Origin of the sequence: Pseudomonas sp. TKO26 (genome assembly GCF_003225665.1) — a bacterium.
GTDB lineage: Bacteria > Pseudomonadota > Gammaproteobacteria > Pseudomonadales > Pseudomonadaceae > Aquipseudomonas > Aquipseudomonas saponiphila.
The window spans coordinates 23,005-40,828 of the sequence record NZ_QKLN01000008.1; the positions used below are offsets into that span (position 1 = coordinate 23,005).

Annotated in this window: 14 protein-coding genes and 2 pseudogenes; 11 read left to right on the top strand and 5 right to left on the bottom strand. The window is 64.8% G+C overall.

Annotated features, from left to right (window positions below):
* Positions 1 to 17: 17 nt before the first annotated feature.
* The gene (locus DNK59_RS13785) at positions 18 to 1,031 is read left to right on the top strand and encodes a zinc-binding alcohol dehydrogenase family protein (protein ID WP_110723539.1); all 1,014 of its coding nucleotides are present in this window, start codon (positions 18 to 20) and stop codon (positions 1,029 to 1,031) included.
* 144 nt (positions 1,032 to 1,175) lie between these two features.
* Positions 1,176 to 1,352, top strand: a complete 177-nt coding sequence (locus DNK59_RS31925) for a hypothetical protein (RefSeq protein ID WP_177431243.1) — start codon at positions 1,176 to 1,178, stop codon at positions 1,350 to 1,352.
* A 1-nt stretch (position 1,353) separates the two neighbouring features.
* Here DNK59_RS31925 and DNK59_RS13790 read toward each other — a convergent pair whose 3' ends face one another.
* Both DNK59_RS13790 and DNK59_RS13795 read right to left on the bottom strand, forming a co-directional pair.
* The gene (locus tag DNK59_RS13790; protein WP_110723666.1) at positions 1,354 to 2,550 is read right to left on the bottom strand and encodes a multidrug effflux MFS transporter; all 1,197 of its coding nucleotides are present in this window, start codon (positions 2,548 to 2,550) and stop codon (positions 1,354 to 1,356) included.
* A gap of 92 nt (positions 2,551 to 2,642) precedes the next feature.
* On the bottom strand, positions 2,643 to 2,840 hold the full coding sequence (locus DNK59_RS13795; RefSeq protein ID WP_060837380.1) for a heavy-metal-associated domain-containing protein: 198 nt from the start codon (positions 2,838 to 2,840) through the stop codon (positions 2,643 to 2,645).
* Between the two features lie 145 nt (positions 2,841 to 2,985).
* Here DNK59_RS13795 and DNK59_RS13800 point away from each other — a divergent pair, with 145 nt between their 5' ends.
* The 3 genes from DNK59_RS13800 to cueR all read left to right on the top strand — a co-directional run bounded on the left by DNK59_RS13800 (position 2,986) and on the right by cueR (position 6,319).
* Positions 2,986 to 3,369, top strand: a complete 384-nt coding sequence (locus tag DNK59_RS13800) for a hypothetical protein (protein ID WP_110723540.1) — start codon at positions 2,986 to 2,988, stop codon at positions 3,367 to 3,369.
* A 152-nt stretch (positions 3,370 to 3,521) separates the two neighbouring features.
* Positions 3,522 to 5,918 carry a heavy metal translocating P-type ATPase gene (locus DNK59_RS13805; protein WP_110723541.1) on the top strand — a complete coding sequence of 799 codons (2,397 nt, stop codon included), beginning with the start codon at positions 3,522 to 3,524 and terminating at the stop codon, positions 5,916 to 5,918.
* Positions 5,915 to 6,319 (top strand): Cu(I)-responsive transcriptional regulator, encoded by a 405-nt coding sequence (gene cueR, locus DNK59_RS13810; protein ID WP_092319308.1) that lies wholly within the window; start codon positions 5,915 to 5,917, stop codon positions 6,317 to 6,319. The genes DNK59_RS13805 and cueR overlap by 4 nt, the downstream gene beginning before the upstream one ends.
* Before the next feature lie 78 nt (positions 6,320 to 6,397).
* Here cueR and DNK59_RS13815 read toward each other — a convergent pair whose 3' ends face one another.
* Positions 6,398 to 7,294, bottom strand: coding sequence for a PA4780 family RIO1-like protein kinase (locus tag DNK59_RS13815; protein WP_092319306.1), 897 nt, complete (start codon positions 7,292 to 7,294; stop codon positions 6,398 to 6,400).
* A 681-nt stretch (positions 7,295 to 7,975) separates the two neighbouring features.
* Between DNK59_RS13815 and DNK59_RS32490 the strand changes: the two are divergent.
* A pseudogene (locus tag DNK59_RS32490) lies at positions 7,976 to 8,815 on the top strand (cache domain-containing protein); the annotation flags it as partial.
* Positions 8,816 to 9,076: 261 nt separating this feature from the next.
* A pseudogene (locus tag DNK59_RS32495) lies at positions 9,077 to 9,673 on the top strand (methyl-accepting chemotaxis protein); the annotation flags it as partial.
* A 75-nt stretch (positions 9,674 to 9,748) separates the two neighbouring features.
* On the opposite strand, the gene DNK59_RS13825 reads toward DNK59_RS32495, so the two are convergent.
* On the bottom strand, positions 9,749 to 11,026 hold the full coding sequence (locus DNK59_RS13825) for an acetyl-CoA C-acetyltransferase (RefSeq protein ID WP_110723543.1): 1,278 nt from the start codon (positions 11,024 to 11,026) through the stop codon (positions 9,749 to 9,751).
* Positions 11,027 to 11,159: 133 nt separating this feature from the next.
* Between DNK59_RS13825 and DNK59_RS13830 the strand changes: the two genes are divergently transcribed.
* Positions 11,160 to 12,512: a 3-oxoacyl-ACP reductase gene (locus tag DNK59_RS13830; protein ID WP_110723544.1), complete on the top strand. Its 1,353-nt coding sequence runs from the start codon at positions 11,160 to 11,162 to the stop codon at positions 12,510 to 12,512.
* Between the two features lie 2 nt (positions 12,513 to 12,514).
* A complete protein-coding gene (locus DNK59_RS13835; RefSeq protein WP_110723545.1) occupies positions 12,515 to 13,369 on the top strand; it encodes a MaoC/PaaZ C-terminal domain-containing protein in 855 nt (284 codons plus the stop codon).
* 7 nt (positions 13,370 to 13,376) lie between these two features.
* Here DNK59_RS13835 and DNK59_RS13840 read toward each other — a convergent pair whose 3' ends face one another.
* Positions 13,377 to 13,826, bottom strand: coding sequence for a DMT family transporter (locus tag DNK59_RS13840; protein WP_092319296.1), 450 nt, complete (start codon positions 13,824 to 13,826; stop codon positions 13,377 to 13,379).
* Between the two features lie 414 nt (positions 13,827 to 14,240).
* Between DNK59_RS13840 and DNK59_RS13845 the strand changes: the two genes are divergently transcribed.
* Together DNK59_RS13845 and DNK59_RS13850 are read left to right on the top strand one after the other, a co-directional pair.
* The gene (locus DNK59_RS13845; protein ID WP_110723546.1) at positions 14,241 to 15,824 is read left to right on the top strand and encodes a collagen-like triple helix repeat-containing protein; all 1,584 of its coding nucleotides are present in this window, start codon (positions 14,241 to 14,243) and stop codon (positions 15,822 to 15,824) included.
* A gap of 190 nt (positions 15,825 to 16,014) precedes the next feature.
* Positions 16,015 to 17,691, top strand: a complete 1,677-nt coding sequence (locus tag DNK59_RS13850) for a ShlB/FhaC/HecB family hemolysin secretion/activation protein (protein WP_110723547.1) — start codon at positions 16,015 to 16,017, stop codon at positions 17,689 to 17,691.
* Positions 17,692 to 17,824 lie beyond the last annotated feature (133 nt).

Sequence of the window (17,824 nt, forward strand, 5' to 3'; positions counted from 1 at the left end):
CTCAACAGGAATTCACCATGAAAGCCATCGCCTACTACGCATCCCTGCCGATCGACGACCCCAAGTCCCTGCAGGACATCGAACTGCCCGAACCGGTCGCCGGCCCCCGCGACCTGCTGGTGGAGGTCAAGGCCATCTCGGTCAACCCGGTGGACACCAAGGTCCGCCAGAACGTCCAGCCCGAAGGCGGCGCCGCCAAGGTGCTGGGCTGGGACGTGGCCGGGGTGGTCAAGGCCGTGGGCAGCGAGGTCAGCCTGTTCAAGGTTGGCGACCGGGTGTTCTACGCCGGCTCCATCGCCCGGGCCGGGGGCAACAGCGAGCTGCACACCGTGGATGAACGGATCGTCGGCCATATGCCCAAGAGCCTGGACTTTGCCGCAGCCGCGGCCTTGCCGCTGACCGCGATCACCGCCTGGGAGCTGTTGTTCGAACGCCTGCAAATCAGCCAGGAGCGCAACGATCAGGGCCAGAGCCTGCTGATTGTTGGCGCCGCTGGCGGGGTCGGTTCGATCCTCACCCAACTGGCCCGGCAACTGACCGGCCTCAAGGTGATCGGCAGTGCCTCCCGCGAACAGACCCAGGCCTGGGTCCGCGAGCTGGGCGCCCACGCGGTGGTGGATCACAGCCAGCCCCTGAGCGCCGAGCTCAAGCGCATTGGCATCAATCAGGTGACCCACGTCGCCAGCCTGACCCAGACCGACACCCACCTCGATGAGCTGGTGGAAGCCCTGGCGCCCCAGGGCAAGCTGGCCTTGATCGACGACCCGAAAAGCCTCGACGTGACCAAGCTCAAGCGCAAGAGCCTGTCGCTGCATTGGGAGTTCATGTACACCCGTTCGCTGTTCGAAACCGCCGACATGCAAGAGCAGCATGTACTGCTCAACAAGGTCGCCGAGCTGATCGACGCCGGCACCCTGAAGACCACCCTGGGCGAGCACTTCGGCCAGATCAACGCGGCCAACCTGCGTCGCGCCCATGCCTTGCTGGAGAGCGGCACGGCCAAGGGCAAGATCGTCCTGGAAGGGTTCTAAGGCCCTGGCGGGCGGTGGCCATCGTGCAGAAAAGCCCGCTGGTCGCCGTCAGTCCGAGAGTTGATTTCGGTCATATTCCTGACCGTATTCAGGTCTACACTGGCAGCCCTTGCACCGTTCTCTTTTAGCGTTAGGAGGTCAGCAATGAAGATCCTGATAAAAGAACTGGCACACCCTCAAGGCTCCCAGTGGCAGGTCCGTCTCGACCAGCACGCGGTGACTTTCCGCAGCGAGGCCGAGGCCCGGGCGTTCACCCAGACCCTGCAGGCACGCTTGCAAGCTCCCCACCAGATTCCCCTGGTTCAGCGCGCCGTCGGCTGACTCAAGGCTCGGCGGCTTGCAAGGCCCGGGCATTCTGCAAACGCCGGGTCACGACCGCCATGCTCACCGCCAGAACACCGCACAGGCAGATGACCATGGCCATCGGCATGGCGCTGCCATCGTGCAATACCCCCACCAGGTAGGCGGCAGCCGCCGCCACGCTGAACTGCAGGCAACCGAGCATCGCCGAAGCGCTGCCGGCCCGCGCGCCCTGGCCGTTCATGGCACAGGCCGCGGCGTTGGGAATGATGCAGCCCAGGCTGGCGATGCACACGAACAACGGCAGTAGCAGCGGCCAGAGCGCGCTGGTGTGCAAAGCACTGATGCCCAGCAGGGTCAGGCCTGCGGCCAGGTAGATCCATACCGTGCGGGCCAGCAGGAAGGCAGGGCCGCGCTTGGCCAGCAGGCGCGCATTGACCTGAGCCACCAGGATGAAGCCGCCTGCATTGATCCCGAAGAACCAGCCAAAGTGCTCAGCAGGCACGCCGTAGAGCTTGATGAAGACAAAGGGCGATCCGGCGATGTAGGAAAACATCCCGGCGATGGCGATGCCGCCGGTCAGGGCGTGACCAAGAAAGACCCGGTCCGCCAGCAGCAGGCCGTACTGGCGCAACGCTCCGGACAAAGGCAGGCGCGGGCGCGTGGCCGGCATGCTTTCCGGCAGGCCCAGGGCCACCGCCAATCCGGACAGGGCGCTGAACACCGTGAGCATGATGAAGATCGACTGCCAGCCATACAGGTTGACCAGCAGGCCACCGAGCATCGGCGCCAGGATCGGCGCCAGGCCCATCACCAGCATCAACTGGGAGAAGACCTTGGCTGAACCCACGGCGTCGCACTTGTCGCTGACCACCGCGCGGGAAATCACCATGCCGGCGCAACCGCCCAGGGCCTGGACAAAACGCGCACCGATCAGCCACTGCAGATTGGGCGCATAGGCGCAAGCCAGGGAGGCCAGGGTGAACAGCCCCACTCCGGCCAGCAAGGGCAGGCGCCGGCCGAAACGATCGGCCACCGGGCCATAGGCCAACTGACCGATGGACAGGCCGAGGAAATAGGCCGCCAGGGTCAGTTGGACGTGTTTTTCATCGGTGCCGAAAGCCAGGGCCATCGATGGAAAGGCCGGCAGATAGAAGTCGATGGCCAAAGGGCCGAAGGCACTCAAGGCACCGAGAATCAGGATTGTGCGCAGGTTCATGGCATCCAGGCGAGTGTGGGTCAGCGGGCGCACAGTCTAGCCGCGCTTGGACGCCTTGAACATTCCGATAGGTCGCTAACTATTAAAAAGACTCAGGCCACCTTGACCGCATAGCCTTCCTCGCTGATCAGGCTGATCACCTCTTCGTTGGACAGGCGACTCTCGACCCCCACTTCCTTGGCCGCCAGATCGACCCGCACCGTGGCCGCCGGATCCTTGCTTTGCAAGGCCTGAGTGATGGCCCGCACGCAGTGGCCGCAGGACATGCCTTGAACGTTGAATACTTGCATCACGCTTCTCCTGTATTGGGATGCACGCAGTCTTGTCCTTGCCACTGTGGCAAGGTCAAGTTGCGGATTGATCTGCCGGGCTGGAAATCGGCGCCGCGCTCCGCCAAGCTGCACGTCTTATGACATCACAGCAGGAGATTCAGCCATGCGCTGGTCCACTTTCAGCCTCATCGGCCTCCTTGGTCTGTTCGCGGCAGCGCCGCCGGCCCTGGCCGCCGGAGAAGACTACGGCGTCCTGATCATTTCCCGGGAGCGGCTGGAAGTCGCCACCTCCTGCGAGATCGGTCTGTACCTTCAGGACCAGCTCGCCGGCCGGCTGTTCCAGGAGCAGAGCGCCTCCTTCAACCTGCCACCGGGCAAGGTGTCCGTGCGCCTGAAACTGCTGCCGGGCCAGGCGCCGGGCTGCAACCCCGGCATGCTTGCCCCGGGTTCCCAGGACATCAGCCTGCGGGCCGGCGACGTGCTGAAGTTCCGCATCGCCAGCAACGCCTCGGGCATGTACCTCAAGCCCGCCGCCCTGGAATACTGAAGCCCCGCCTCCCCACACGCCTTGCGTCGGACCGCGCAAGGCGCGCTCCAACGCCCCCCTGGGACAAAATGAAGCACCCTGGCAATGCCCGCTTGACCTTGCCTGCATGGCAAGGTTGATCCTGTGGGCATCATTTACAGGGAGTGTCAGCCATGCCTGAATCAACCACCTTCGACCTGCCGATTGCCGGCATGACCTGCGCCAGCTGCGCCGGTCGTGTCGAGCGAGCCCTGGGCAAGGTCGCCGGTATCCGTGCGGTGAGCGTCAACCTGGCCACGGAACAGGCCCGGGTCGAGGCCCCCGGGGACAGCCTGCCGGCGCTGTTGCAAGCGGTGGAAAATGCCGGTTACAGCGTACCGGTGCAGTCCGTCGAATTGACCATCGGCGGCATGACCTGCGCGACCTGCGCCGGTCGCGTCGAACGCGCCTTGAACAAGGTTGCCGGGGTACGCAATGCCAGCGTCAACCTGGCCACCGAGCGCGCCCACGTCGAGCTGTTGGGCCAGGCCGACCCAACGCAGTTGATCAACGCCGTGACCCAGGCCGGCTACTCCGCCAGCCTGTGGCAAGCCGAGCAGAAACAGGGCGACGAGCAACAGCAGCACCTGCGCCGCGAACGCTGGAGCCTGGTGCTGGCAATTCTCCTGGCCCTGCCCCTGGTGCTGCCGATGCTGGTGCAGCCCTTCGGCCTGCACTGGATGCTCCCGGCATGGGCCCAGTTCGCCCTGGCCACCCCGGTACAGTTCATCTTCGGCGCACGCTTTTATGTCGCCGCCTGGAAAGCCGTGCGCGCCGGCAGCGGCAACATGGACCTGCTGGTAGCCCTGGGCACCAGTGCCGGTTATGGCCTGAGCCTGTACGAATGGGCCACGGCCGCCGCCGGCAGCATGCCGCACCTGTACTTCGAAGCCTCGGCGGTGGTGATCGCCCTGGTGCTGCTGGGCAAGTACCTGGAAAGCCGCGCCAAGCGCCAGACCGCCAGCGCCATCCGCGCCCTCGAAGCCCTGCGTCCGGAACGGGCGATCCAGGTCATCGATGGGCGCGAGCAGGAAGTCGCCATCAGCGCTCTGCGCCTGAACGACCTGGTGCTGGTCAAGCCCGGCGAGCGCTTCCCGGTGGACGGCGTAGTCATCGAAGGCCAGAGCCACGCCGATGAAGCGCTGATCAGCGGTGAAAGCCTGCCGGTGCCCAAGCAGCCCGGGGACAAGGTCACCGGCGGCGCCATCAACGGCGAGGGCCGCCTGCTGGTGCGTACCCTGGCCCTGGGAGCGGAAACCGTACTGGCGCGGATCATTCGCCTGGTGGAAGACGCCCAGGCCGGCAAGGCGCCGATCCAGAAGCTGGTGGACAAGGTCAGCCAGGTATTCGTGCCCACCGTCCTGCTGCTGGCGCTGATCACCCTGGTGGGCTGGTGGCTGTATGGCGCGCCCCTGGAAACCGCAGTGATCAATGCGGTGGCGGTGCTGGTGATCGCCTGCCCTTGCGCCCTGGGCCTGGCAACACCCACCGCGATCATGGCCGGCACCGGCGTGGCCGCCCGCCACGGCATCCTGATCAAGGACGCCGAAGCCCTGGAGCGGGCCCACGAAGTCAGCTCGGTGGTCTTCGACAAGACCGGCACCCTGACTTCCGGCACGCCGCGTATCGCCCATATGCAGGCCGTGGAAGGTGATGAAAACAGCGTGCTGCAACTGGCCGGCGCGCTCCAGCGCGGCAGCGAACACCCCCTGGCCAAGGCGGTGCTGGACCTGTGCCAGGAGCGTCACCTGCCAGTGGCCGATGTCAGCGCCAGCCAGTCCCTGACCGGACGCGGCATCGCCGGCACCCTGGACGGCCGCCAACTGGCCCTGGGCAATCGCCGTCTGCTGGAGGAGTCCGGCCTGAACCCGGGGAGCCTGGCCCAGGTGGCCAAGGACTGGGAGCACGAGGGCCGGACCCTGTCCTGGCTGATCGAACAAAACCCGCAAGCCCGGGTGCTGGGCCTGTTCGCCTTTGGCGACACGCTCAAGCCCGGCGCCTTGCAGGCGGTGCAGCAACTGCGCGCGCGGCAGATCAGCAGCCACCTGCTGACCGGCGACAATCGTGGCAGCGCCAAGGTGGTGGCCGATGCCCTGGGCATCGACGACGTGCACGCCGAAGTGCTGCCGGCGGACAAGGCCGCCACGGTGACGGCGCTGAAAAAGACCGGAGTGGTGGCCATGGTCGGCGACGGCATCAACGACGCCCCGGCGCTGGCAGCGGCAGACATTGGCATTGCCATGGGCGGTGGCACCGACGTGGCCATGCATGCGGCCGGCATTACCCTGATGCGTGGCGATCCACGGCTGATCCCGGCAGCCCTGGAAATCAGCCGCAAGACCTACGCGAAGATCCGCCAGAACCTGTTCTGGGCCTTCGTCTACAACCTGATTGGCATCCCGCTGGCGGCCTTCGGCCTGCTCAATCCGGTGCTGGCCGGCGCGGCCATGGCGCTGTCCAGCGTCAGCGTGGTGAGCAATGCGCTACTGTTGAAAACCTGGAAACCCAAAGACCTGGAGAACGCCGAATGAACATCGGCCAAGCAGCCCGAAAGAGCGGCCTGAGCGCCAAGATGATCCGTTACTACGAGTCCATCGGACTGCTCAGGCCGGCCCATCGCAGTGACAGCGGCTATCGCCTGTACGGCGACGAAGACCTGCACAGCCTGGCCTTCATCAAGCGCTCCCGGGACTTGGGCTTTTCCCTGGAGGAAGTCGGCAAGCTGCTGACCCTGTGGCAGGACCGGCAGCGGGCCAGCGCCGATGTGAAGGCCCTGGCGCGCCAGCACATCGACGAGCTGAACCAGAAGATCCGTGAACTGGCGGGGCTGCGCGACACCCTGCAAGACCTGGTGGAGCACTGTCACGGCGACCATCGTCCGGACTGCCCGATTCTCAAGGAGCTGGCGTCCGGCAGTTGCTGCGAGTCCTGAACCTGCGGCAGCGGCGACAAGCTGCCGGCTGGTTTGCGCGAATAAAAAATCCGGCCATGGCCGGATTTTTTTAGTCCATCACTGCATCCAGGGCGGAGGCGGCGGCTCTTCGGCTTTCCCCACCGGAGCCTCGTCCGCAGCACGCAAGGCCCGACGCCGTTCATCATCAAGACGCGCGGCTTCAATCTCGCGGATCACGCTGCCGACATCCGCCAGCTCCTCGGGATCGTCGAACTCGCCGGTCAGCACACTGCCCGGATGCAAGGTACCGGCCTCGTACAGGGCCCACATTTCCTTGGCATAACGGGTGCGCTTGAGCTCCGGAGCGAAACGTCCGAAGTAGGACGCCATGTTGCCCACGTCCCGCTCCAGCATGCTGAACGCGTGGTTGTTGCCCGCCGCATCCACCGCCTGGGGCAGGTCGATGATCACCGGACCGTCCGGCGTCAGCAGCACGTTGAACTCGGAGAGGTCACCGTGCACCAGTCCGGTACACAGCATCAGCACGATCTGGGAAATCAGGAAGGCGTGATATTCACGGGCCTGGTCCGGTTCCAGCACCACATCGTTGAGCCGTGGCGCCGCATCGCCGTATTCGTCGGCCACCAGCTCCATCAGCAGCACGCCTTCGAGAAAGTCGAACGGCTTGGGCACCCGCACCCCGGCGTTGGCCAGGCGGAACAAGGCCGCCACTTCGGCGTTCTGCCAGGCATCCTCGGTTTCCTTGCGGCCGAACTTCGAGCCCTTGGCCATGGCTCGCGCCTGACGGCTGTTACGGACCTTGCGCCCTTCCTGATACTCCGCCGCCTGACGGAAACTGCGTTTGTTCGCCTCCTTGTAGACCTTGGCGCAACGTAGCTCGTTGCCGCAGCGCACCACATACACAGCTGCCTCTTTACCACTCATGAGTGGGCGCAGCACCTCGTCTACCAGACCGTCTTCGATCAGCGGTTCAATGCGTTTTGGAGTCTTCATCAGCTTTTATTGTGGGTCCCTTGTTACCAAACACGCGAAAGTCACTCGTTATACGGCAATCCTCCCACCACGGGAAAGGCCCGCCGAGCCCCGAGCGACAGCAATGCACTCAATGTGCCAGATCAATCCATCGACGCCGCCGACGATCATAGCCAAGACTGCGGCGGCCAACGTCTTTGCACGCCCTCGCCGCCGGAGCCCGGCGACAAGTTTTTTTCCGTCGCCGGCTCAATATTGCCCGGCGCCAGCCGAAGCCCTCAAAGAGACAGGGAGTTTGTCCGACAATCCAATAAAGACGTCAGCCGCCGGCCAAGGTTCGACCGCCCGCGGTTCGACTTCAGCCACAGGGACGACAATCAGCGCCACCTCACAATCTGCCAATAATCCGCGAGTCGCCTGCACTTCGTGGTCATACAAAAAACTGGAGCGCGGATGAATATCAAACAGAAACTGACCTGGGCCTTCGCCGTCATTGCCTGCCTGCCCGTGGTGCTGGTGGCCACGCTGGTGGTGATCAACCTGCGCAGCGAAGCGCAAAACACCTTTGTCGACGGCAGCGGCCGCGAGATCCGCCAAGTGGCCAACGCCATGCAGCTGTTCTTCGAAGGCATCGGCCAGAACATCGATTACCTGGCGGCGCACCCCTTGCTCACCCAGGCCGGCGGCGACCTCAAGACCTGGATGAGCGCCGATGCCGCCAAGGTTCCGGAAGGCGAGCAGGACAAGCGCATCTTCGACCTGTTCGCCGCCATGGCCGCCAGCCATCCCGCTTATGCCTATGTGTCCTACGGCGTGAGCAACGGCGGCTACGTCTCCTGGCCCGCCGACCTGAAGCTGGCCAACTACGATCCCCGCGTGCGCCCCTGGTACAAAGCCGCGCTGGCCAGCCCGGGCAAGACCCTGCGCACCGATGCCTACTACTGGGCCCCGGACGATGCGGTGCTGGTCAGCACCGTGCGCTCCCTGGCCAACCAGCTAGGCTCCCAGGGCGGCGTGGTCGCGGTCGACGTGTCGCTCAAGCAGCTCACCGAAATCGTCAAGCAGATCAAGCTGGGCGAATCCGGCTACCTGATGCTGATGGAAAACAACGGCACGGTGCTGGTCGATCCCAAGCAGCCGGAGCACAACTTCAAGGCCCTGGCCAGCCTCGGCGGCGGATACGAGCAACTGGCCAAGACCGGCAAGGGCCTGGTGCAAGTGGAGCTGGGCGGCGAGCACTACATGGCCAACGTCTGGCCTTCCGAGCAACTGGGCTGGACCTTCATCGGCCTGATCAAGCAGAGCGAAGTCATGGGCTCGGCGACCCAGCTGACCTGGATCATCGCCGTGATCGCCGGGGTCCTGGCGCTGCTGTTCGCGGTGTTCGGCGCCAGCTTCGCCAGCCTCATCGTGCGCCCGATCCGCGGCGTGGCCAGCGGCCTGGAAGGCATTGCCCAGGGCGAAGGCGACCTGACCCAGAACCTGAACATTCGCGGCAACGACGAAACCGCGCAGTTGGCCAACTGGTTCAACCAGTTCCTGTCGGCGATCCGCAGCCTGATCCAGCACATCGGCCAGGCGGCGCAGAAGATTCTCGCCACCTCCCAGTCCTCGACCCAGGTGTCCAGCGACATGGCCGAAGCCGCCGGGCGCCAGCGCGAAGCGGTGGACATGGTGTCCACCGCGTTCCACGAAATGGTCGCCACGGCCAACGAAGTGGCCCGTTCCTGCAGCCAGGCCGCCGAGTCGGCGGACAGTGGCCAACGCCAGGCCCGGGAAGGCCAGCAGCAGATCGACGACGCGGTGCACAGCGTCGACCGCCTGAGCCAGGAGATCGAACAGTCGGCGCAATCGATGCAACAGCTGGAACGCGACAGCACCGATATCCAGTCGATCCTCGGCACCATCCGTTCGATCGCCGAACAGACCAACCTGCTGGCCCTCAACGCCGCCATCGAGGCTGCCCGGGCCGGTGAACAGGGCCGCGGCTTTGCCGTGGTGGCCGATGAAGTGCGGGCCCTGGCCAAGCGTACCGCCGACTCCACCGCCGAGATCGACGGGCTGCTGGGCAATCTGGCCAAGCGCACCAGCGCCGTGACCCAGCAGATGCACGCCAGCCTGGAAGTGTCCCAGCAGTCGGTGAACCGCATCGGCCTGGCGCGCAACAGCTTCGGGCAGATCCGCGAATCGGTGGACGTGATCCGCGACATGAACACCCAGATCGCCACTGCCGCCGAAGAGCAGCATCAGGTGGCGGAGGACATCAACCGGCACATCAGCCAGATCCATGGCGATGCGCAGTTGGTGGCCGAATTGGCCAACTCGGCGCGCCTGGATTCCCAGAGCCTGACGGGGTTGTCCAATGAGCTGGACGCCCTGGTGCGACGCTTCAAGACTTGAGGGCCCTTTCGCCGGCAAGCCGGGCTCCTACGGATGGGCGGCATATCTGTGTAGGAGCCGGCTTGCCGGCGAACCTCAGCGTTCGATGATCGCCGTCACGCCCTGCCCACCCGCCGCGCAGATGGAAATCAAACCGCGGCCCTGCCCCGCCACACTGAGCAACTTCGCCAGGTTGGCAACGATGCGCCCGCCAGTGGCGGCAAACGGATGCCCCGCCGCCAGGGAGCTGCCTTTGACGTTGAGCCGGGCGCGATCGATGGGGCCCAGGGGCGCATCGAGGCCCAGGCGGGTCTTGCAGTACTGCGAGTCTTCCCAGGCCTTGAGGGTGCACAGCACCTGGGCGGCGAAGGCTTCGTGGATTTCGTAGTAGTCGAAGTCCTGCAGGCTCAGGCCATTGCGCGCCAACAAGCGCGGTACGGCGTACACCGGCGCCATCAACAGCCCTTCGGCTCCCTTGACGAAGTCCACCGCCGCCGCCTCGCCGTCACGCAGGTAGGCCAGGATCGGCAGGCCACGCTCCCTGGCCCACTGCTCACTGCCCAGCAGCACCAGGGAGGCGCCATCGGTCAGCGGTGTGGAGTTGCCGGCGCTGAGGGTGCCCTGGCCGCTGTGGTCGAAGGCCGGCTTGAGGCTGGCGAGTTTTTCCAGGCTCAGGTCCGGGCGCAGGTTGTTGTCCCGGGTCAGGCCGAGAAAGGGGCTGAGCAGATCGTCATGCCAGCCTTCGGCATAGGCCGCAGCCATTTTCTGGTGGCTTTCCAGGGCCAGCTGGTCCTGTTCGCCGCGGCCGATGCTCCAGGTCTTGGCCATCTGCTCGCAATGCTCGCCCATCGACAAGCCGGTGCGCGGTTCGCCATTGCGCGGCAGTTGCGGCTTGAGGTGATGGGGCCGCAGTTGCAAGAGGAGCTTGAGCTTGTCGCCGAGGCTCCTGGCCCGATTGGCCTGCAGCAGGATCTGGCGCAGCCCTTCGTTGACCCCGATCGGCGCGTCCGACGTGGTGTCGACGCCGCCAGCGATGCCACAGTCGATCTGCCCCAGAGCGATCTTGTTGGCCACCAGCAATGCCGCTTCCAGGCCGGTGCCGCAGGCTTGCTGGATGTCATAGGCCGGGGTGGTGGGCGCCAGTCGCGAGCCCAGCACGCATTCGCGGGTCAGGTTGAAGTCCCGAGAGTGCTTGAGCACGGCCCCGGCCGCCACCTCGCCGATACGCAGGCCGTGCAGGTTGTAGCGCTCGATCAGGCCTTCGAGGGCGGCGGTGAGCATGGCCTGGTTGCTGGCCGTGGCATAGGGCCCGTTGGAGCGGGCAAAGGGGATGCGGTTACCGCCGATAATCGCCACGCGACGCAGCTGTGTCATGGAAAGCTCCCTGTTCTGTGAGTGCGACTGCGGTGAGTAGGTCCCCCTCTAGCGTAGGAGGCTTCTGGCTGATCGAACGACTCGGAGCCATTCATGGTCCACACTTTGAACCCCAGCCAATGGAGTGCGTTCCATGTCCGACCGTTATATCGACTTCGCCAATTCATCCATCGGCCAACGCCTGGTGGGCGCCCTTGGCCTGCCGTCGCCGGTGCGCCTGGAACGCTGGCAGGCCGGACGCCTGCGGCCCATCGAGGGTGCCTTGCTGGTGGGCGGCGGTGCCCTGGCCCAGCAGGTGAGCAGCCTGGCCCCGCGCCTGACCGACTCGATCTACAGCTACGGCAGCGATCCGACCCTGGCCACGCCATGGATTCCCGGACACGGCCCCAGGCTCAAGGCGGTGGTATTCGATGCCAGCGAACTGCGCCACAGCGATCAGCTCAAGCAACTGCGGGAGTTCTTCCAGCCACTGTTGCGCAGCCTTGAGCCTTGCGCCCACCTGCTGCTGCTCGGACGAGCCCCGGAAACCCTCGATACGCCCTTCGCCGCCAGCGCCCAGCGGGCCCTGGAAGGTTTCAGCCGCTCCCTGGCCAAGGAACTGCGCAACGGCGCCACCTTGCAGTTGCTGTATGTCGGCCAGGGTGCCGAGGAACAGCTGGAGGGTGCGCTGCGCTTCTTGCTGTCGCCCAAGAGCGCTTTCATTTCCGGGCAGGTCCTGCGCTTGCAGCCCTGCGCCGTCCAGGTCCAGGACTGGAGCCGTCCGCTGGCCGGGCGCAAGGCCCTGGTCACCGGCGCGGCGCGGGGCATCGGTGCGGCCATCGCCGAAACCCTGGCCCGTGATGGCGCCCAGGTGCTGTTGCTGGATGTGCCCCAGGCCAAGGTCGACCTGGAAACCCTGGCCGCGCGCCTCGGCGGGCAGGCCATCACCCTGGATATCTGTGCCGCGGACGCCGCCCCCCAGTTGCTTGAGCAACTGCCGGAGGGACTCGACATCCTGGTACACAACGCCGGCATCACCCGGGACAAGACCCTGGCCAACATGACCGCGGAGTTCTGGGATGCGGTGCTGGCGGTGAATCTCAACGCCCCGCAGGTGCTGACCCAGGCCCTGCTCGACAGCGGGCGCCTGCATGACCACGGCCGAGTGATTCTGCTGGCCTCCATCAGCGGCATTGCCGGCAACCGCGGGCAGACCAACTACGCCGCCAGCAAGGCCGGACTGATCGGCCTGGCCCAGTCCTGGGCGCCAGCGCTGCAGCCCCGGGACATCAGCATCAATGCCGTGGCCCCGGGCTTCATCGAGACGCAGATGACCGCCAAGGTGCCCTTCGCCCTGCGCGAGGCCGGGCGACGCATGAGTTCCCTGGGCCAGGGCGGCCTGCCCCAGGATGTCGCCGAGGCGGTGGCCTGGCTCGCCCAGCCGGGCAGTGGCGCAATCAGCGGACAAGCCTTGCGGGTCTGCGGCCAGAGCGTGCTGGGAGCCTGAAGATGAACAACCACTGGCACGATCTGCACCGGCCCGCCTCCCTGCCGCCGCTGTTTCTCAAGGCCGCGCTGCGGCGCGGGATCAAGAACACGCCGTTGCCGGAGCAGGGCCTGCGCTGCTGGATCAGCGTTGAGCCACGCCGGCTGGAGGCCTACCGCCAAGTCTGCGGTTACCTCGACAACGGCCTGCTGCCCGCCACCTATCCCCATGTGCTGGCCTTCCCGTTGCAGATGCAGTTGCTCACCGCCCCGGCCTTTCCTTTCCCCCTCCTGGGGCTGATTCACCTGGCCAACCGGATCCGCATTCTGCGGCCCATGGGCAATGTCAGCCGCGTGCGAGTCGCCGTCCGGGTGGGCAACCTGCAACCTCACGCCAAGGGCGCAATGTTCGATCTGCTGACCACGGTCGAGGATCTGCTGGGGCCGCTGTGGGAGGCCGAAAGCCGCATGCTCTGTCGGGGCGTGCAAGTGCCGGGCGAGCCCGGCGTCCTGTCGTCGATTGCGGGGCTGGGCTTGAACGAAGTCAGCCGCTGGCAGGCCCGGAGCGATATCGGCCGGCGTTACGCCCGGGTTTCCGGCGACTACAACCCGATTCATCTCAGTACCTGGAGCGCCCGCCTGTTCGGCTTCCCCAGAGCCATCGCCCACGGTCTGTGGAACAAGGCACGAACCCTGGCGGCCCTGAGCGACACCTTGCCGGCCGGCAATATCGAGGTGACGGTGCAGTTCATCAAACCGCTGCTGCTGCCCGGTGAAGTGCGCTTGCTGGCCAGCGCGGCGGGGTCTAGCGGTGAGCTGCAATTACTGGGCGACGGTGATCTGCTGCACATGCAGGGCGGCTGGCAACCGATCGCCTGACGCACGCTCAGCCTCGACGAATCAGCACCACGCCAGCGACGATCAGCAGCAGTCCGGCGATCTTGCCGAGGCTGACCGGTGCCTCGCGAAACCCCACCCAGCCAAAGTGATCCAGGGCCAGGGCCATGCTCAACTGGCCGGCCAGCACCAGAGCCATGAACAGCAAGGCACCGATCCGTGGCCCGGCAAATGCGGCGGTGGTGATGAAAAACACCCCCAGCAAACCGCCGCACCAGTGCCACCAGGTCAGGCCCCTGAGGGCGCTCAGCGAGGGCATCTCGCGCTGCGCCAGCACTAGGATCAACAAAGCCACGGTGCCGACGAAAAATGAAATCAATGCAGCGGCCAGCACCCCGCCGACCTGCTTGGCCAACTGACCGTTGATACCGGCTTGCAGGGCCAGAAAGGCCCCGGCGAAGAACGGCAGGCACAGCAGCCACCAGACTGGGCTAAGCATCACGGACTCCAAATGAATGTCGGGCGCGCATTATAGGCCAGGCTCAAACTGGAAGTCTGCGAAACCAACTAAGCACCGAAAAAGCTGCATAACCCTGGCCGCCCGCCCAAATAAAACCCATTAATTGTATATATATAACCTTAGTTTAACGCTCGACAAAAACGCCCAACAAAAAATGACAAATCTTTGATTAAAAACATTTTTTCAAACAATAAATCCCTGCACCCCATACTTTCAGACTAACTACTTATCAGGAGAAAAACCGCGAAACACAAGTCATTAATACCAAGTTCATAATTGTTCAAGTTCCTTCTTGCGCCTCTTATGTACGCAACGGACGAAAGTATCTCCAGCACAAGAACTGGAGAACTATCGAAGACAACGAACGTTGTAACAGGTGCAGGGATAACTATCATGAACACTCAGATTGGATGGAAAGCATGTACCGCACTGGCCTTGGTCCTGACTCTCGGCCTGACCGGCTGCAGCGGCGGTGGCGGTCACAAGAGCGGAGGTAGTAGCAGCTCATCTCCCAGCAGCACCAGCGGCAGTAGCGGTGGTGGCACTGGCGGCGGCACTGGAGGCGGAACCGGTGGCACTGGAGGCACTGGAGGCACAGGTGGTACAGGTGGCACCGGCGGCACTACCGGGCCCCTGACGACCAGCAGCCTTGTCTCCGACCTGGGCACCACCGTCAGTGGCGTCGGTACGGGTGTCAGCACTCTTGGGACCTCGCTGGCAGCCGTTCCCTTGGTCGGTGGCGTCGCACAAAGCGCGGTCGGCACAGCGGGCAACGTGGTGGATACCGTGGGCCAGGGTTTGACCGGCGGCCTCGGCCAGCTGGGCAGCGATCCCAAGGCCCTGAGTAAAACCACCGCCACCGTGGGCAATGTCGTCGGCGATGTCGGCACCGGGGTCACCGACCTCAGCGGCAAACTGGCCGCCACGACCCAGAGTGTTCCACTGGTCGGAGGCGTGGTGACTCGGGTGGCACCGGTGGTCGGTGGCGTCGGCGCCCGAGTGACCATGCTCGGCAATACCTTGAGCACGCTCACCAGCAACGGCCCGGTGGGCACCCTGACCGATGGCGTGGGCGACAACGTGCTGGTGCCCGTGGTCAGCCTGGCGGAAGGGGCGACTGGTCAAGCCGGCAGCGCGACAGGGCTCGGCGCACCGGTCAAGGGCCTGCTCAACGGCGTGGCCCAGGCGGTGGACAGCTCCGGCAACGCCGTCAACAACTCCGGAGACGGCAACCCCGTGACCGACCTGCTGGGCAATGCCCTGAGCAATACCAGCAAGGCCGTGGGCAGCGCCGGTGGCTATGTGGGCGGGTCGGGAAGTGGTTCCGGTAGCGGAGGAACTGTCGGCAACAACGGTCTGCTGGAAACCGTCGGCGGTGCCGTGGCCAACCTGAGCAACGGAATAAATACAGGAAACAGTAACGGTACAGTCAGTGCGGGCGGCGTCACCGGCAACGCAATTGGCGGCCTGATCGCCTCGGTAGGCGGTGCTCTGGGCGGCAGCGGCACCCCCAATCTGGTGGTCACCGCCCCCCTGGCCAGTGTCGGGGTGAGCCTGGGCTCGGCGCTGAACCCGGTCACCAGTTCGGTCACCGGCCTGACTCAGCAAGTGGGCGCAGCCACCGGGATAGGCGCTCAGGCCGGCAGCCTGCTGGGTCAAGTGGGAGGCGCAGTCGGCAATGTGGGCAGCACCATTGCAGGCAATAGCAGCGGCAATCAGGTTGGCGCTGCCCTGGGTGGCACCCTCGGTGCCCTGGGCGGAACTGTGGCCTCGGTCGGTGGCCTGGTCAACGGCGGCACAGCCCCCAGCGGCGGCCTGACCGGTGGACTGACTGGCGGCCTGACCGGCGGATTGACCAGTGGGTTGAATGTCGGAGCCAGCGCAAGCGGCAGCGCATCAACCGGAACCAGCGTCAATGGTGGTCTGGGTGGCGTACTGGGCGGCCTGACCGGGGCCCTGGGCGGCACCCCTAAATAAATTGCACCTGGCCGATTCGACGGCCTTACCTACAGCGCCTACGCTTGGTTGAGAGCGAGGGATTCAGAAGAATCTCTCGCTTTTTTTATCCAGAGCATGGCATCCCGACGTCTGATTCAAGACCCAGATCTTGAGCAATGCCGGGTATGAGGACTATTGGCGCCACCGCAGTTTGACCATGGAGTGTCCTATGCGCACATTGGCCAGTTTGTTGTTGATTGGATGCTGCACCTCCGCTTACGCCGACACCCTTCCCCGCTTTCTCAACAGCAACGACAGCATCAACAACCTGCCCCAGCCCAACTTGCCAGTGGACGCCTATCGTCCGGCTACTCCGCAGTTGCAGATGCCCGAGCAACCCGCCGCCCCCCAGGGGCAACAGCCCTTGATGATGGGGACCAAGGTCACGGTGCACCAGGTGCAGATCGAAGGCGGCAGCGTCTATCCCCTGGAGCAACTGGCGGCCATCTACCAGCCGCTGATCGGTCACGAAACCAGCTTCAGTCAATTGATCGAGGCCACCCGCGACATTACCCGGCGCTACCAGAATGACGGCTACCTGCTGTCCTACGCCTTCATGCCGCAACAGAGCTTCGATCAAGGCGTGCTGCGGGTGGTACTGGTCGAAGGCTATATCAAGGACTACCAGTTGCAGGGCGATATCGGCCCGGTGTCGGCCTACCTGGACAAACTGGTGAGCAAGCTCAAGGCCGAACGTCCGCTGACCCGCAAGACCTTCGAGCGCTACACCACCCTGATGAGCCGGGTACCCGGGGTGACGCTACAAGCGGTGGTGCCGCCGCCCGGGACCACTGACGGCGCAACCCGGCTGGTGGCGGTGGCCAGTCGCAAATCCATCACCACCACGCTGAACAGCACAGATGACAACCGCAACGGCCTGCAGGCCCTGGTGGGCATCATCAGCAATTCGCAAACCGCCTGGGGCGAACAGCTCAGCCTCAGCGGCCTGTTCCCCCCCGGCAAGGACAAGGAGCACTACTACCGCCTGGACTACAGCCAGTTGCTGGGCTCGGAAGGCACGCAACTGAATCTCTACGGCGCACGCTACCGAAGTGATCCGCGAAGCAATGTGCAATTGAGCAACGGCCTGGAACTTGAGCCCCACCGCGAGAACGACCGTTTTTCCATCGGCCTCAGCCACCCCTTCATTGCCTCGCCCAATCAAATGCTCAGCGTAGGAACACGCCTGTATGCGGTGAACGACAAGACCCGCTACCGGGTCAGCAACAGCCCTCTGACCCTGGAAGAGAAAACCGATATCCGCGCCCTGGCACTGGAAGGCGACTGGAGCAAATCCGATCCACGGCAACTGCGGATTCTCAGCGCCGGCCTGTACCGTGGCCTGGACAGCATGGGGGCCAAAACCAACAACGAACTCTATGACCTGGACTTCTTCCGCCTGCGCCTGGCGGGAGTACAGAGCGACCGCTTCTTCGACAACTGGCAAGGAGTGCTTTCCGGCGCCCTGTACTGGAGCAAGGACAACCTGCCCGACAGCGAACGAGCCAGCTTCGGCGGCCAGAACTTTGCTCGCGGTTACCCCGATGACCAGGCCACCGGCGACAAGGGCTGGGGCGTCGCCTACGAGGTGAACTACAGCTTCAACCGCGAAGGGCCCTGGGTCCGGGTGCTGCAGCCCTACGTGGTGCTTGACCGCTCGAAGACCTGGTTCAACCAGTTGCAGGCCAAGGGCAGCAATCTGTCGTCGGCTGCGGTGGGGTTACGCTTCGGCGATGCCAAGCACTACAACATCGCCCTGGAGGCGGCCAAGCCGATGTCCGACGAAGCCCTGGACACCTACAACCGCCGACCGCGCTATACCCTGAGCTTCAGCTACCAACTCTGAGCCGACCCAGCACCCAGGCCTGCCATTGCAGGCCTTTTTTGTGTCCGCAGGAAGCTTGGGCCACGGGCCTCGGCGAGCAGGTGCTTGAGTGGTGTTTGAAACAGGAGCCGCTGGCGCACCGGCACGCCCAAAG

Excerpts from the sequence above, each read along its gene's own strand:
- DNK59_RS13805 (WP_110723541.1), top strand. The coding sequence starts at position 3,522 with ATGCCTGAATCAACCACCTTCGACCTGCCGATTGCCGGCATGACCTGC.
- DNK59_RS13835 (WP_110723545.1), top strand. The coding sequence starts at position 12,515 with ATGAACAACCACTGGCACGATCTGCACCGGCCCGCCTCCCTGCCGCCG.
- DNK59_RS13825 (WP_110723543.1), bottom strand. The coding sequence starts at position 11,026 with ATGACACAGCTGCGTCGCGTGGCGATTATCGGCGGTAACCGCATCCCC.
- DNK59_RS31925 (WP_177431243.1), top strand. The coding sequence starts at position 1,176 with ATGAAGATCCTGATAAAAGAACTGGCACACCCTCAAGGCTCCCAGTGG.
- DNK59_RS13785 (WP_110723539.1), top strand. The coding sequence starts at position 18 with ATGAAAGCCATCGCCTACTACGCATCCCTGCCGATCGACGACCCCAAG.
- DNK59_RS13830 (WP_110723544.1), top strand. The coding sequence starts at position 11,160 with ATGTCCGACCGTTATATCGACTTCGCCAATTCATCCATCGGCCAACGC.
- DNK59_RS13795 (WP_060837380.1), bottom strand. The coding sequence starts at position 2,840 with ATGCAAGTATTCAACGTTCAAGGCATGTCCTGCGGCCACTGCGTGCGG.
- DNK59_RS13815 (WP_092319306.1), bottom strand. The coding sequence starts at position 7,294 with ATGAAGACTCCAAAACGCATTGAACCGCTGATCGAAGACGGTCTGGTA.
- DNK59_RS13845 (WP_110723546.1), top strand. The coding sequence starts at position 14,241 with ATGAACACTCAGATTGGATGGAAAGCATGTACCGCACTGGCCTTGGTC.
- DNK59_RS13840 (WP_092319296.1), bottom strand. The coding sequence starts at position 13,826 with ATGCTTAGCCCAGTCTGGTGGCTGCTGTGCCTGCCGTTCTTCGCCGGG.
- cueR (WP_092319308.1), top strand. The coding sequence starts at position 5,915 with ATGAACATCGGCCAAGCAGCCCGAAAGAGCGGCCTGAGCGCCAAGATG.
- DNK59_RS13800 (WP_110723540.1), top strand. The coding sequence starts at position 2,986 with ATGCGCTGGTCCACTTTCAGCCTCATCGGCCTCCTTGGTCTGTTCGCG.
- DNK59_RS13790 (WP_110723666.1), bottom strand. The coding sequence starts at position 2,550 with ATGAACCTGCGCACAATCCTGATTCTCGGTGCCTTGAGTGCCTTCGGC.
- DNK59_RS13850 (WP_110723547.1), top strand. The coding sequence starts at position 16,015 with ATGCGCACATTGGCCAGTTTGTTGTTGATTGGATGCTGCACCTCCGCT.